Annotated in this window: 15 protein-coding genes and 1 tRNA gene; 5 read left to right on the plus strand and 11 right to left on the minus strand. The window is 57.2% G+C overall.

All coding sequences use genetic code 11. From position 1 onward, the window contains the following. Nucleotides 1-49: 49 nt before the first annotated feature. The 6 genes from V7665_RS10480 to V7665_RS10505 form a co-directional block, all read right to left on the minus strand. Nucleotides 50-1,168 carry an MBL fold metallo-hydrolase gene (locus tag V7665_RS10480; protein WP_335664486.1) on the minus strand — a complete coding sequence of 373 codons (1,119 nt, stop codon included), beginning with the start codon at nucleotides 1,166-1,168 and terminating at the stop codon, nucleotides 50-52. A 233-nt stretch (nucleotides 1,169-1,401) separates the two neighbouring features. Next, the gene (locus V7665_RS10485; protein WP_335664499.1) at nucleotides 1,402-2,085 is read right to left on the minus strand and encodes a DUF1013 domain-containing protein; all 684 of its coding nucleotides are present in this window, start codon (nucleotides 2,083-2,085) and stop codon (nucleotides 1,402-1,404) included. A gap of 153 nt (nucleotides 2,086-2,238) precedes the next feature. After that, entirely contained in the window at nucleotides 2,239-3,303 is a 1,065-nt protein-coding gene (locus tag V7665_RS10490) for a glycosyltransferase family 4 protein (RefSeq protein WP_335664487.1), read from the minus strand. Beyond that, nucleotides 3,300-4,214: a UDP-2,3-diacylglucosamine diphosphatase gene (locus tag V7665_RS10495; RefSeq protein ID WP_335664488.1), complete on the minus strand. Its 915-nt coding sequence runs from the start codon at nucleotides 4,212-4,214 to the stop codon at nucleotides 3,300-3,302. The genes V7665_RS10490 and V7665_RS10495 overlap by 4 nt, the downstream gene beginning before the upstream one ends. 78 nt (nucleotides 4,215-4,292) lie before the next feature. Beyond that, nucleotides 4,293-4,760 (minus strand): NUDIX hydrolase, encoded by a 468-nt coding sequence (locus tag V7665_RS10500; protein ID WP_335664489.1) that lies wholly within the window; start codon nucleotides 4,758-4,760, stop codon nucleotides 4,293-4,295. 7 nt (nucleotides 4,761-4,767) lie between these two features. After that, entirely contained in the window at nucleotides 4,768-5,778 is a 1,011-nt protein-coding gene (locus V7665_RS10505) for an NAD(P)H-quinone oxidoreductase (protein ID WP_335664490.1), read from the minus strand. Between the two features lie 100 nt (nucleotides 5,779-5,878). On the opposite strand from V7665_RS10505, the gene V7665_RS10510 reads away from it, so the two are divergent. Together V7665_RS10510 and clpA are read left to right on the plus strand one after the other, a co-directional pair. Continuing rightward, nucleotides 5,879-6,076 (plus strand): DUF1192 domain-containing protein, encoded by a 198-nt coding sequence (locus tag V7665_RS10510; protein ID WP_335664491.1) that lies wholly within the window; start codon nucleotides 5,879-5,881, stop codon nucleotides 6,074-6,076. A gap of 270 nt (nucleotides 6,077-6,346) precedes the next feature. After that, the gene (gene clpA, locus V7665_RS10515) at nucleotides 6,347-8,665 is read left to right on the plus strand and encodes an ATP-dependent Clp protease ATP-binding subunit ClpA (protein WP_335664492.1); all 2,319 of its coding nucleotides are present in this window, start codon (nucleotides 6,347-6,349) and stop codon (nucleotides 8,663-8,665) included. 96 nt (nucleotides 8,666-8,761) lie between these two features. Here clpA and V7665_RS10520 read toward each other — a convergent pair whose 3' ends face one another. After that, nucleotides 8,762-9,106, minus strand: a complete 345-nt coding sequence (locus V7665_RS10520) for an EthD domain-containing protein (RefSeq protein WP_335664493.1) — start codon at nucleotides 9,104-9,106, stop codon at nucleotides 8,762-8,764. 62 nt (nucleotides 9,107-9,168) lie between these two features. On the opposite strand from V7665_RS10520, the gene V7665_RS10525 reads away from it, so the two are divergent. Then, nucleotides 9,169-9,786, plus strand: coding sequence for a glutathione S-transferase family protein (locus V7665_RS10525; protein ID WP_335664494.1), 618 nt, complete (start codon nucleotides 9,169-9,171; stop codon nucleotides 9,784-9,786). Between the two features lie 66 nt (nucleotides 9,787-9,852). On the opposite strand, the gene V7665_RS10530 is transcribed toward V7665_RS10525, so the two are convergent. The 4 genes from V7665_RS10530 to V7665_RS10545 all read right to left on the minus strand — a co-directional run bounded on the left by V7665_RS10530 (nucleotide 9,853) and on the right by V7665_RS10545 (nucleotide 12,805). Beyond that, the gene (locus tag V7665_RS10530; RefSeq protein ID WP_335664495.1) at nucleotides 9,853-10,581 is read right to left on the minus strand and encodes a hypothetical protein; all 729 of its coding nucleotides are present in this window, start codon (nucleotides 10,579-10,581) and stop codon (nucleotides 9,853-9,855) included. Between the two features lie 137 nt (nucleotides 10,582-10,718). Continuing rightward, a complete protein-coding gene (locus V7665_RS10535; protein WP_442955212.1) occupies nucleotides 10,719-11,453 on the minus strand; it encodes a Bax inhibitor-1/YccA family protein in 735 nt (244 codons plus the stop codon). Between the two features lie 299 nt (nucleotides 11,454-11,752). Continuing rightward, nucleotides 11,753-12,217, minus strand: a complete 465-nt coding sequence (locus V7665_RS10540; protein WP_335664496.1) for a low molecular weight protein-tyrosine-phosphatase — start codon at nucleotides 12,215-12,217, stop codon at nucleotides 11,753-11,755. 36 nt (nucleotides 12,218-12,253) lie between these two features. Further along, the gene (locus tag V7665_RS10545) at nucleotides 12,254-12,805 is read right to left on the minus strand and encodes a superoxide dismutase family protein (RefSeq protein WP_335664497.1); all 552 of its coding nucleotides are present in this window, start codon (nucleotides 12,803-12,805) and stop codon (nucleotides 12,254-12,256) included. A gap of 117 nt (nucleotides 12,806-12,922) precedes the next feature. On the opposite strand from V7665_RS10545, the gene folK reads away from it, so the two are divergent. Further along, on the plus strand, nucleotides 12,923-13,453 hold the full coding sequence (gene folK, locus V7665_RS10550; protein WP_335664498.1) for a 2-amino-4-hydroxy-6-hydroxymethyldihydropteridine diphosphokinase: 531 nt from the start codon (nucleotides 12,923-12,925) through the stop codon (nucleotides 13,451-13,453). A gap of 45 nt (nucleotides 13,454-13,498) precedes the next feature. Then, a tRNA-Lys gene (locus V7665_RS10555) sits at nucleotides 13,499-13,574 on the plus strand. The last annotated feature ends 2 nt before the right edge of the window (nucleotides 13,575-13,576 follow it).

Consider the following 13,576-nt stretch of genomic DNA (forward strand, 5'->3'; position numbering starts at 1 on the left):
CGACTGAGGCGCTGCCAAGCGCTGCAATATCCGTCTTTGCCGGGGCTGGCTAGCGAGCGCTATACCAGGCCGTGCCATCCTTCATTTCAAGCTCGGCGCGGCCAGTATATTGCAGATGCCGGAGCGTCGCCATCGCCTCGCCGCTCGCCATGCCGATAACATCGGGGGTGATCGGACGGCGGAACAGATAGGGGAAGCTGTCGACCACCCGCTTGGGGCTTTCACGCAGGCCCTGCTCCAGATCATCGAGCGCTTCATTATGGCGCTCGGCCAGCGCGTCGAGCCGCTGATGCGCACCAAGAAACGGGCGGCCATGGGCGGGGAGGATGAGCAGATCATTGTCCAGTTCGGCGCGAAAATGCGCGATACTGGCTAGCCATTCGCCGAGCGGATCGCTGGTCGGTTCGCTGAGCATGGTCGAGATATTCGAGGTGATCCGCGGCAGGATCTGGTCGCCGGAGATCATCACCTTGGCCTTGTCATCGATCAGACAGGCATGTTCGGGCGTGTGGCCATTGCCGATCATCACCCGCCATATATGATCGCCGGTCGTCACCCGGGTGCCCTCTTCCATCCGGACATGCCCGATTGGCAGATCGGAAACGGCGCGGGCGAAACGACCCCAGCCCTTTTCGGCAAATTCGTCAATCAGATGCTGATCCCAGCCGCAGAACCGCCATTCGTCGAGCGCCTCTTCCGGCACGCCGTCGCGCTTGTCGGCGAGCAGCATGCGGGTGAGCAGCCACTCTGTCCGGTTCATGTGCAAGGGCGCCTTGAACCGCTTGGCCAGCCAGCCGGCGCAGCCGACATGATCGGGATGATAATGGGTGACGATGATCTTGGTCGCGCTCTGCCCCTGCAGCGCGCCCGCTTCAAACAGATGTTTCCACGCCTCGATCACCTCGGACATGAACAATCCGGTATCGGCGATCGCAAATCCGGCGCTGCCATCGGCATGTTGATCGGCCAGCACCCAGTTGTTGATATGGCCGAGCGGGCCGGGCACCGGTGTCCGGGTCCAGCCGATGCCGGGCATCAGTTCGAAATATTCGCCGAATTTCGGCTCATAATCGCCAAGTGGATAGGTCAGGCCATCCGATTCAATCGGATCAAAGCCATGATCGGCGAGCATGGCATCATAAGCGGGTGGTTTTCGGGGAGCATCCATGGATATGCCATAGCCCCTCGGTCACCGGAAAGGCAAGCCGGTTTAATCGGCTGGTTAAATAGCCCGGTGCAACCGGTCAGGCTGCTATCAGCTCACACCAGCAACGAATACGAAAACCAGCGCCATCGCGCCGAAAATAGCGATTGCCGCCAGCTTCATCAGCCGCAGCCTGCCGGAATTTTCTTCACTCATATTCACCTCCCCTTTTGTCGATATCCGGGAAGTATGAACGATCAGCGGTCCTTGAACAATGTTTCAGCCGTATGCTCGACCGGTGCGTCTTCTTCGCCTGTTTCACCCGACAGGGCGGCTTCTGCATCACGAGCCGCTTTTGCGCGTTCTTCGTGCAGTTCGGCAATCAGCGCTTCCTTGTCTCCGCCCAGCTTGGTGTCATCTGCAATTTCCGGCTCGATACCAGCCTTTTTCGCGGCCTTGGCAACAACTGCATCGAGTTCGCGCTGCGAACAGAGGCCCAGGGTCACCGGATCTTTTGGTGCGATATTGGCGATATTCCAATGCTCACGATCGCGGATGGCACTGATGGTTGTCCGGGTGGTGCCGATCAGCTTGCCGACCTGGGCATCGGAAATTTCCGGGTGATTGCGCAGCAGCCAGGCGATGCCATCGGGCTTGTCCTGACGCTTCGAAACGGGTGTATAGCGGGGTCCCTTGGTCCGGCGTATCTGGTCCGGTCCCTTTTGGATGACCATCCGGTAATCCGGGTCTTTCTCGGCTTTTTCGATTTCTTCATGGGTCAGTTCGTGCGCCTGTACCGGATCGCGTCCGGTATATTTGGAACTGGCAAGATCATCCGCCATCGCGTTGACTTCGAGAATGTGGATCCCGCAAAATTCGGCGATCTGGTCAAAGCTGAGCGCCGTGTTGTCGACCAGCCAGCTAGCGGTTGCATGCTGCATAAGAGGAGTTGCTTGTTCGGCCATGATGGCATCCTTCCAGTAGCTGGCGTTTCTGGGCCAGCGGCAATATAAAAATAAAGGGCCGCCCCCTTGCGGAGACGGCCTGTTGGTAGCTTATGTAGGATGTTTGGAGGGAGTCGGCAAGATATTTGGCTAAACCCGCGCAAATATTGCCTTTGCGAGGATCCGGCGCGACATATGACATTGCAGATTCCGGTCCTGTGAAACCAGACCATTGAAAAACTGGCTGGCGCTCGCGTCCCAGCTATATTTCCTGCCAAGCGCGATACAATCGGCGGAATCCAGAGTCAGCGCGCGCTGGATCGCGGCGTTCAGATCGTCGTCCATGGCTCCGCTTTTCACCGTCAAAATGTCGATCGGGCCGGTCGCCGGATAGGCCGCCACCGGCGTACCGCTGGCCAGCGCCTCGATAATCACCAGACCGAATGTATCAGTCTTGCTGGGGAAGACAAATACATCCGCTCCGGCATAATAGCCGGCCAGCTCCGGGCCCGATTTTCTGCCGACAAAATGGACCTCGGGATGACGCGCTTTCAAACCCTCCAGCGCCGGTCCATCACCGACCACGACTTTCGAACCCGGCTGATCGCTGTCCAGAAAGGCTGCGATATTTTTCTCGATCGCCACCCGCCCGACATAGAGCTGGATCGGCCGCGCCAGTTGGCGATATTCTGCGGGCGGCGGCACATCGGCACGGAAATTTAGCAGATCGACGCCGCGGCTCCAGTGATGGATATGGGCCAGCCCTTCGCGCTGCAGCTGATTGCGAACGCTTTCTGTCGAGACCATGATTGCCTCCGATCCACGGTGAAACCAGCGGATATAGGGCCAGAACAGACGCGGTGACAATTTTGTTCTTTTGGCGATATATTCCGGGAACTGCGTGTGATAAGCGGTTGTAAATGAACGACCTTTCCTTTGGCACCAGCGGCGTGCCTGGATGCAGAGCGGGCCTTCGGTGGCCAGATGCACAGCGTCCGCACCAAAGGCCTCGATCCGCTTGCCGATGGTTCGGGCCCGGGCAAAGGCCAGACGAATTTCCGGATAGCTTGGCGCGGCGATCGAGCGATATTGGTCTGGCGAGATCACCAGTATCTCATGTCCCCGATCGCGCAACAGCCCGATAACCGTATCCAGGGTTCGCACCACACCATTGACTTGCGGATGCCAGGCATCCGTGACCAGGGCGATCTTCACGCCGCCTGATCCATGCCGCCGTCTACCGATGTCAACCTGGCCGGCTGTTCTTCGCGTTCCTTGCGCGCCTTGATTTCGTCTGCCCAGTGGAGAATTTGCATCTGGCCGTCGTCGCATTCGACCAATGCGGTGCAGCCTTCCACCCAGTCGCCGTCATTATAATATTCAATGCCCTTGATCATGCGATGTTCGGCGGTGTGAATATGGCCGCAGACCACGCCGTCGACGCCGCGACTTTCGGCCGCCTTGGCCACTGTTTCTTCGTAGCGGCCGATGAACTCGACCGCATTTTTGACCTTGTGCTTGGCCATTTTGGACAGCGACCAATAGGGAAGGTCCAGCCAGTTGCGGACCTTGTTGACCAGCCAGTTGACCCGCATCAGCGCCACATAGGCGGCGTCGCCGACAACCGCGAGCCAGCGATGGGCGAGCATCACCGTGTCGAATTCATCGCCATGCAACACCAGCAGGCGGCGGCCATCGGCGGTTTCGTGGATCGCCGAACGCCGGATTTCGACGCCGCCGAAATTCAGCCCGGTGAACTGGCGGAACATCTCGTCATGATTGCCGGGAATATAGACGATCCGCGTGCCGCGCCGGGCCCGTTTCAATATGCGCCAGAAGATATCATTATGGCTATCCGGCCAGAAAAACCGCTTCTTCATCCGCCAGCCGTCGATAATATCGCCAACCAGATAGAGGGTATCGCTATCCACATGATCGAGAAAATCGATCAGCAGATCGGCGTTACAGCCGCGGGTGCCGAGATGGATATCGGAAATCCAGATCGTCCGATATCGGGTCCGGTCCCGGGTATGCACCCGTGGCTTGTGCTTGAGGCGCGCTTCATAGCGATCGGCGTCGAGCAGCGGAATATCGGCTTTGGTAAAGGGGGAAAAATACTTGGCCATAAAAACTCCCATGGAAACTATCCATAGGCGTGGCCTTACCCTTTGATTGTTACAGCGCGATTCCTATTTTATGAAGCTTTAATGACGCAAAACCTGGGTTTTCAGAAATGTTTGCACCTGTTTTTGCAGGTGCGGAACGGCGCGATCACTGGTCAGAAATTCAGCGACCGGCATGACGTGCCAGTCCTGACCCTCATCGCCAAAGACGATATCGTCCAATATCTCGGGTGACAGGCGGCAGACGAAGAATAGCGCCACATTGCCCGACCCGCGCCAATTTGGATAGGTTTGTACATGTTCAAACGCATCAATCGCGATGCTTATGCCGAATTCTTCAAATGTTTCGCGGGCGACGCATTCGGCGCCGCTCTCGCCATTTTCACGTCCGCCGCCGGGCAGATCCAGCATGTAGGGGAAAGGAATGTCCGGCTTATTGTCCCGGCGATAGACCAGAATATGATCGTCAATGAACAGCGCGACTTTCGCGCCGTGAAAATCAGGGTCGTAAAAATCAGCTTCGCCGCTCACGATCCTATTCTCGGCCATATTGGGCCTATTCGACGATCAGCACGATCTTGCCGATATGATCGCCGGCTTCCATATGGGCATGGGCCTTGGCGGCATCGGCAAGCGGAAAACTCTCGTCCATCACCGGCCTCAGCTTGCCCGATTCCACATCCGGCCAGACATAGCGATATAGCTCATCGGCGATCAGCGCCTTGCGCTCCGCCGACTGCGGCCGGAGAGTCGAGCCGGTGAGGATCAGCCGTTTCATCATCACATGCGCCATGTTGATCGTCGCCTGCAACCCGCCTTGCACCGCGATTGTGACATGACGGCCATCTTCTTTCAAACATTGCAGATTGCGCGCGACATAGTCGCCGGCAACCATATCGAGGACGATTTCAACCCCTTGCCCATCGGTGATCTTGTTGATCTCCTCGACAAAGTCCTGGCTTTTGTAATTGATCGCATGATCGGCACCAACTTGCTTGGCAGCGGTGCATTTCTGATCGCTGCCACAGGTCACGATGACATTCAGGCCAAAAAGCTTGCCGAGCATGATCGACATTGTGCCGATTCCGCTGGTGCCGCCATGGACCAGCACCGTTTCGCCTTCGCGGGCAAAGCCACGGTTGAACAAATTGCCCCAGACGGTGAACAGAGTCTCTGGCAGCGCCGCCGCTTCCACCATGGTCAGGTTTTCCGGAACCTCGAGACATTGTCCGACCGGCGCAACACAAAATTCGGCATAGCCACCGCCATTGGTCAGCGCACAAATCTTGCGACCGATCCATTCCGGCCCGACGCCCTCGCCCAGCGCCACGACGGTACCGGACACTTCCAGGCCCGGCAGCGGCGACGCCCCCGCAGGCACCGGATAAAAGCCCATGCGCTGGATAACGTCCGGCCGGTTCACCCCGGCAGCGGCAACGCGGATCAGCACTTCGCCTTCATCCGGCTTTGGAATGGCCACGCTTACAGATTTCAAGACTTCGGGTCCGCCTGGTTCGCTGATCGCGATGGCGGTCATTTCTTTTTGCAACAATTCAGATACGGCCATTGAATAACCCCCAGGAGATTTGCGACGTCCCTTATTTCCGCCCCTTATTGACAGCAAAGCACAGGCGGTCAACATTAGGCTGCAGGAGGCATGTCGATTCATGGATGATGACGAAAATTTACCGCGCAATGCCAATGATCCCGTGGCCTTGCTGGTCAAACAGGATCTGGACCCGTTATCGGTAGACGAACTGGATCAACGGATTTCCTTGTTGAAATCGGAAATAAGTCGCTGTGAAGCGAAGAAAAGCTTTGCAGTGACCCACCGGGCCAGTGCTGAAAATCTGTTCAAAAGGTGATATATGCTAGCTTTCGCTAAAGCATTTGTTAACCTTGTTTCATAATAATTGGGTTCAGGCGTTCCATTTTGGACCGTATAGGAGAAGAGAGACGAAAAACTGGCAGCTTTGGCCGGTTGGTTGCAGATCAAAGACTCGGTGCCCTTGACGTTTAAGGCCCGGCTCACGATCTAGAGGGCAAGCAATTTGGTTAAAGCCCGAAACCGGATGCAACAGCATCTGCTTCGGCAACCGGGGCGTTAACAGCGTCCCAATTTTGGAGTAAAGTATATGCCATCATTCGCGGAATCGCTCGAGAAAACCCTTCATCAGGCGCTGAAAAATGCTGCTGATCGCAGCCATGAATATGCGACACTGGAGCATCTTCTTCTCGCTTTGATTGACGATGGCGATGCCTCTCAAGTGATGAACGCCTGCGGAGTCGATCTGGGTGAACTGGAAGACGCCGTCATTCTCTATCTCGACAGCGAACTGGATTCGCTGAAGGTCGAGAAGGCGATCGACCCCTCCCCCACTTCCGGATTCCAGCGCGTTGTGCAGCGGGCAATCCTGCATGTTCAGTCGTCCGGCAAGGATGAAGTCACCGGCGCCAACGTGCTGGTCGCACTGTTTTCCGAACGCGAAAGCTATGCGGTCTATTTCCTCCAGCAGCAGGATATGAGCCGTCTCGACGCGGTCAGCTTCATCAGCCATGGCGTCGGCAAGGGTGGTCAGACGGCCGAACCGGCCGAGCTGTCCGGCATGGAAGGCGAGGAAGACAAGAAAGAAAAGAACAAGAAAGAGACGGCACTCGACCAGTTTACCGTCAACCTGAACCTGAAAGCCGCAGATGGCCGCATCGATCCGTTGATCGGACGGCAGGCGGAAGTCGACCGTACGGTCCAGATATTATGCCGGCGGTCAAAGAATAATCCGCTTTATGTCGGTGAACCTGGCGTCGGCAAAACGGCGATTGCCGAAGGTCTGGCCCTGCGTATCGTGCAAGGCAATGTGCCGGAGGTTCTGCTTCCCGCAGTCATCTACTCGCTCGACATGGGTTCGCTGCTGGCCGGAACCCGCTATCGCGGTGATTTTGAAGAGCGGCTGAAACAGGTTGTTTCCGAGCTTGAGAAAATGCCCGATGCGATCCTGTTTATCGACGAAATTCACACGGTGATCGGTGCCGGCGCGACCAGTGGCGGCGCGATGGATGCATCGAATCTTTTGAAACCGGCGCTTTCCGGCGGTATCATTCGTTGCATCGGATCAACCACTTACAAGGAATTCCGCAACCATTTCGAGAAGGACCGCGCGTTGCTGCGGCGATTCCAGAAAATCGATATCAACGAGCCATCGGTCGAGGATACGATCAAGATTCTTGCCGGCCTGCGCGGCGCTTTCGAAGAACATCACAAGGTCCGCTATTCGCCGGATGCGCTGAAATCGGCGGTGGAATTATCTACCCGCTATATCAACGACCGCAAACTGCCGGACAAAGCGATTGACGTGATCGACGAAGTCGGCGCGATGCAGATGCTGTTGCCGCCTTCGCGCCGCAAGAAAATGATCACTTCCAAGGATATCGAGGCCGTAATCGCGACGATGGCGCGGATCCCGCCCAAATCGGTGTCCAAGGATGACAAGAAGACGCTCGAGAATCTGGAGAAGGATCTCAAGCGGGTGGTCTTTGGCCAGGATGAAGCGATCAAAAAGCTGTCCAGCGCGATCAAGCTGTCCCGTGCGGGGCTGCGCGAACCGGAGAAGCCGATTGGCAATTATCTGTTCAGCGGCCCGACCGGCGTCGGCAAGACCGAGGTGGCGAAGCAATTGTCATCGATCATGGGCATTCCGCTCAAACGCTTTGACATGTCGGAATATATGGAGCGCCACAGCGTTTCCCGCCTGATCGGCGCGCCTCCGGGCTATGTCGGCTATGATCAGGGCGGTCTGCTGACCGATGCCATTGATCAGAATCCGCATTGCGTGCTGCTGCTCGACGAGATCGAAAAAGCCCATCCCGACCTGTTCAACATATTGCTGCAGGTGATGGACAACGGCAAGCTTACCGATCACCACGGCAAGACTGTCGATTTCCGCAACGTAGTGCTGATCATGACGACCAATGCCGGCGCATCCGACATGGCGAGAGAAGGCATTGGCTTCGGCAATATGTCCAAGGAAGATGCGGGCGAAGAGGCGGTGAAGAAAATGTTCTCGCCGGAATTCCGCAACCGTCTGGATGCGATCGTGCCCTTCGCCTATCTGCCGCCGGAAGTGGTTGCCCGCGTGGTCCAGAAGTTCATTCTCGAACTCGAACTGCAGCTGGCTGACCAGAATGTCCATATTACGCTCGACGAGGATGCTCAGGCATGGCTCACCGATCGCGGCTATGACAAGCTCTATGGTGCCCGTCCGATGGGTCGCCTGATCCAGGAGAAGATCAAGCAGCCGCTCGCCGAGGAACTGTTGTTCGGCAAGCTCAAGAATGGCGGCGAGGTCAAGGTCCATCTGAAGGACAATGCCCTGACTTTCGAAGTCACGGCCGCTGCGCCCAAGCCGAAGAAAAAGAAAGCTCCGGCAAAGAAAACGGCCGACACGAAGGCCAAGTAATTTACCCAATCGGGCTGACAATCCCGGAAGAACAGAAAACGGCGTGGCTCATCCCACGCCGTTTTTATTTGCGCCTTCCGCTTAGCAAGCCTGACTCTAGCTGCTGCTATCCATCCGCAGGGATCGCGTCGCATCGCTGATCAGGAAATTGGCCTCATCGGCGCGGATTTCGGCTAGCACGGCCGGATCGGACACGCTTTGCAGAAACGCATCATAGTCGGCCTGGGTGGCGAAATGGATTTCGGTGATCACATCAAAACCAGGATCCGGCTGGGCAGCATCCATGCGGCTTTCCGACCGGTCCAGATAATGGCGCTGATAATGCGCGAACATCGGCAGCAACCGCTTGATCAGCGGTACATGATGGGCCTCATAATAGGCCCGAAATTCCTCTGCAGAGATTTCCGGTTTTTTCGAAATCAGAAAGAAATGCTTGATCATCTAGGCTCTCCCGGTTGGCGCGAACGTCTGTTATATATGCACCCAAACCGAGGGAGAGCGACATGTCCACTATCAGCTTTTACACCAACCCGATGTCACGCGGTCAGATTGCGCGCTGGGCCTTGCATGAAGCGGGAGCAGAATATGAGCAGATATTGCTGGAATATGGCACATCGATGAAGGCGGAAGATTATCTGAAAATCAATCCGATGGGCAAGGTTCCTGCGATCATGCATGATGGCAAGGTGGTGACCGAAGGCGCCGCCATCTGCGCCTATCTGGCGGATGCTTTTCCGGATGCCGGCCTCGCACCCACAGCAACGGAACGGGCGGATTATTACCGTTGGCTTTTCTATGCCGCCGGCCCGCTCGAGGCAGCGATCACCAACCGGTCAATGGGCTTTGCCGTGGCGCCGGACCAGGAAAGAATGGCCGGCTACGGCAATTATGACCGGGTGGTTGATGTGCTCGATGGCAAGTTTCAGACGGATGACTATGTCTGCGGCTCCCGCTTTACCATGGCCGATGTCTATGTCGGCGCGCAGCTGGTGTGGGGCACGCAATTTGGCACCCTGCCCAAGCGGGATGCCTTTGTCGCTTATGCCAGGCGGGTGACCGACCGTGACGCCTATGTATCGGCAAAAGCAGTCGATGATGCGCTGATTGCCGAGAATGGCTGATCAATCGACTCAAAAAAAGGCCAGACGGTCATCCCGTCCGGCCCTTTTTAACGATTCAAAGGCAATTTATTCGCCGGTGGCTGGCTGTTCATAGTCCAGGCTGGGCTGTTCAGCGACAGCTTCTGGCTCGCCATATTGGACGCGCCAGGCTGCGAGGTCGCGTTCATATTCTTCATAAGCAAGATAGAAAGCGGTAAAAGGATGCTCCAAATCCGCCAGCGCCTGGGCAGCGAACGCGTCGAGATCAGCCGACTTGGTGACGATGGCCCGCTGGCTCACCTGAACGGCCTGATCACAAAAGGGCCGGCGCAGCGGCGAGAAGGACCAGTAGTTATAGAGCTGCGTCTGATGGCGGTCGTGCTCGGTCTTGTACCCGGCGCCAACATCGCGCTGGAATTTCCGGATGATCGCATTGTTCGCGTTACGCAGGGATGCGCTGTTATTGGTGATGAATGCATTATAGTCGCCAATCAGGCGCTCGTAGAGCGATCCGGTGCAGCTGAGCGCGGCCACGTTCAACGCAGCCCTGACATGCCATAATGTCTCGAGCGGCCCAAGATCGCGGTTGATGGTGTCACGCAGGCCGTCGACGCGAAGCGCCGGTACGATCGACAGGTGGCTTGCCCCGAATGGCGGTGTCGGCGCGCGCGGCGTATATTGCGGTTGAACAACCGGAGCAGGCGGCGGTGGTGGTGGCGGGGGCGTTTGGCAGGCGGCGAGCAGGGCCAATCCGCCAGCTACCAATATCAGACGCAAATCTTTCAAACGCGGCATCGTTTCAATCTCCCAGAGCACCAGCCGTTTCCTTATGATTCACGTCGACAATTGTCCAGCATTTGCGCTCAAATCTCGACGAACCGGCAAACAAAAAAGCCCGACAGTTTCCTGCCGGGCTTTTCCGATAATCTGGAAAGGGTCTGCTGACCCGTCGCCTATTCCTGATTGCCCATGAAAAAGAGCAGGAACTGGAACATGTTGATAAAGTCCAGATACAGGCTGAGCGCGCTCAGGACCACGGTCTTGCCGACCATATCGGTTCCCGCAACATAAGCATACATGCTCTTGATCCGCTGCGTGTCGTAGGCGGTGAGGCCCGCGAAGATCAGAACACCGATTGCGCTGATGACGAAGTTCATCATCGTAGACTGCAGGAAGATGTTGATCACCATCGCGACCAGCAAACCGATCACACCCATGATCAGGAAGCTGCCCATGCCGGACAGGTCTTTCTTGGTGGTGTAACCATAGAGACTCAGGCCGAGGAAGGCGGCTGCGGTGGCGAAGAATGTCTGCGCTATCGAAGCGCCGGTATAGACCAGGAAGATGGTCGACATCGACATGCCCATCAGAGCCGCAAAGCCCCAGAACATCGCCTGCAACGTGAAGGTCGAGAATTTATTCTGCCCGTAGCTCATCGCAAATACGATCGCGAGTGGCGACAGCATGATCAGCCATTTCAGCGGGCCGCCGCCGAACATGATGTCCTGCGCCAGGCCGGAACTGGCAAACAGCATCGCGACAACGCCGGTCAGCAATACACCGCTCGCCATGTAATTATAGACTTTGAGCATGTAAGTGCGCAGACCCGCATCAAACGCAACCTGCGTCTCTGCAGCGGCACCCACAGAGGGCTGCCCGAAGATTGTTCTTGGATCTTGCCAAGCCATAATATGCGTACTCCTCAATTTCGTGAGCCGACAAACAGGCTCTACAAGTTTCAATATCGGGTAATAGCGCCTGTTTTTCAAGGGAAACCGGAATGGCTTTCCAAAATAACGCCGCAAGTTTTCATAGATAAAATCTATCGGCAAATCGGATTATTGAAAAAAATTTCCTGAAAGGGCGCTATGCCACAGAACAGGCTCTGCGAATATGGCTCTTCGCGGTCGGCGCGGTGCCGCTGGAGGTAGCGGGAAGCGCGGCTTTCGACACGCCAATATGGCACATTGCGGCCGGTTGGCGCGCTCTAGCCGGCTTCAAGCCATTTCCGGATGGTTCTGGCCGCCTCGGTCACCTCGGCCCAGGTCTGGTCAAAACCATCCTCTCCGCCATAATAGGGATCAGCGACATCCTCGCCCGCCCTGCCCGCGACATGGTCAAATAACAGCGACAGTTTCGCCGCCGCCTTTGCCGGACGCATGGCGGTCAAATCGCGCAAATTCTGATTATCCAGCGCGATGATATGATCGAAATCATGAAAATCCGATGTCGTCACCTGCCGCGCCCGCAAATGTCCGATCGCCACACCGTTCCGGGCAGCGACCGCCTGAGCGCGCTCGTCCGGCGGTTGCTCGACGTGCCAATCACCGGTGCCGGCAGAATCAATGATGATATTCAGCGCACTATGCGTGCATTCCTGCCGCAAGGCCGCTTCGGCGAGCGGAGAACGGCAGATATTGCCAAGACAGACAAACAGGACCGACGGACTCATAAATATGCCCTATAAATTGCAGAAGAGATGATCCGATCAGCGACCGCGAACAAATATGCCGCAGGCAATCCGTCCGCCGCTTGCTCCGGATGGATCGGTCTTCAAATCATCCGGCCCGGCATGCACCACAAAAGCGGCGCCGTCAGCATCGAGCAGGGCATTTTCACCGTCGCTGAGCGTCGCACCGGGAATCATCGCCTCCAGCGAACCCGTGCCGTCCGCGCCAATGTCCAGATTGAAGAAATCGCCGGCATGCACGCCTTGCGGATTGTCAAAGCCATGTTGCCTGGCCGCCGGGTTCCAGTGACCGCCAGCGGATTTGAAATCGGGACCTTCGCATTTGCCGGTCTCATGAATATGCACGCCATGCGGACCCGGCGACATGCCCTGCGCCTTGATATTGACGATCAGGCCATTTTCGCCCTGCGCGACAATCACTTCGCCAAATTGCGCCTGATCCGCACCGACCAGCGCCGCGCGTGCGACATTGCCGCTGACTTCGCCCGGGGATATGCCTTCCGGGCTGCATCCGGCAGCCATGAGGGACAAAAGAACCGCGCCCGATAGAGTGATGTAATGCTGACCCACGAAGCTTCTCCTTGATTTCCTTGATATTGATTGCATGATAGCAGCCGATCCACCGGCTTGGAACCATTTGTTCCATTCCCGACCTTCCCGCATCGTACAGGAGCCCGATTGCCGCATATGTTCTACCTGATCGCCCTCGGTTCGAACCAGCGTCACCAGCGCTTTGGTGCGCCGCGCGACATCCTTGCCGCAGCATGGCAACGGCTGGCCGGGCAAGGCCTGACCATCGCCGAGACCTCCGGCATCATCGCCTCGCGCCCGGTCGGACCATCCCAGCGCAGCTATGCCAATGCCGTTGCGATCATCGAAACGCCATTGCCGCCGCCTGCCCTGCTGGCGCTGCTCAAGCGCATCGAATCGGAATTCGGGCGCCGCCGCGGCCAGGTCTGGTCGCGCCGGGTGCTTGATCTGGATATCATATTGTGGAGCGGCGGTGCCTTTGCCAGCGGCGCGCCCGCCCTCACCATCCCCCATCCGATGATGCGCGAACGCAGCTTTGTCCTCGGCCCGGCGGCGGAGATTGCGGGTGATTGGCGCGATCCCCTGACCGGCTGGACGATCGCGCAATTGGACGCCCGCAACCGGCGCCCCAAGAAACGTCCGGAAAAAGCGCCAAAGCTGCTTGACCATGAAACAAAGCGCCCCTAGGGAGGCGCTTCCCGGAGGCTTTGTGCACTGCACCAGCCGGTTGAGGGGCCCTTAGCTCAGTCGGTAGAGCAACTGACTTTTAATCAGTAGGTCGCTGGTTCGAACCCAGCAGGGCTCACCATA

The organism is Parasphingorhabdus sp. (assembly GCF_036964675.1).
In the GTDB taxonomy this organism is placed as follows: Bacteria; Pseudomonadota; Alphaproteobacteria; order Sphingomonadales; family Sphingomonadaceae; genus Parasphingorhabdus.

Bases quoted from the DNA above. Each gene is read 5' to 3' on its own strand.
- V7665_RS10535 (WP_442955212.1), bottom strand. From the start codon at position 11,453: ATGGCTTGGCAAGATCCAAGAACAATCTTCGGGCAGCCCTCTGTGGGT.
- V7665_RS10540 (WP_335664496.1), bottom strand. From the start codon at position 12,217: ATGAGTCCGTCGGTCCTGTTTGTCTGTCTTGGCAATATCTGCCGTTCT.
- V7665_RS10485 (WP_335664499.1), bottom strand. From the start codon at position 2,085: ATGCAGCATGCAACCGCTAGCTGGCTGGTCGACAACACGGCGCTCAGC.
- V7665_RS10520 (WP_335664493.1), bottom strand. From the start codon at position 9,106: ATGATCAAGCATTTCTTTCTGATTTCGAAAAAACCGGAAATCTCTGCA.
- folK (WP_335664498.1), top strand. From the start codon at position 12,923: ATGTTCTACCTGATCGCCCTCGGTTCGAACCAGCGTCACCAGCGCTTT.
- V7665_RS10495 (WP_335664488.1), bottom strand. From the start codon at position 4,214: ATGGCCAAGTATTTTTCCCCCTTTACCAAAGCCGATATTCCGCTGCTC.
- clpA (WP_335664492.1), top strand. From the start codon at position 6,347: ATGCCATCATTCGCGGAATCGCTCGAGAAAACCCTTCATCAGGCGCTG.
- V7665_RS10500 (WP_335664489.1), bottom strand. From the start codon at position 4,760: ATGGCCGAGAATAGGATCGTGAGCGGCGAAGCTGATTTTTACGACCCT.
- V7665_RS10480 (WP_335664486.1), bottom strand. From the start codon at position 1,168: ATGGATGCTCCCCGAAAACCACCCGCTTATGATGCCATGCTCGCCGAT.
- V7665_RS10525 (WP_335664494.1), top strand. From the start codon at position 9,169: ATGTCCACTATCAGCTTTTACACCAACCCGATGTCACGCGGTCAGATT.
- V7665_RS10510 (WP_335664491.1), top strand. From the start codon at position 5,879: ATGGATGATGACGAAAATTTACCGCGCAATGCCAATGATCCCGTGGCC.
- V7665_RS10505 (WP_335664490.1), bottom strand. From the start codon at position 5,778: ATGGCCGTATCTGAATTGTTGCAAAAAGAAATGACCGCCATCGCGATC.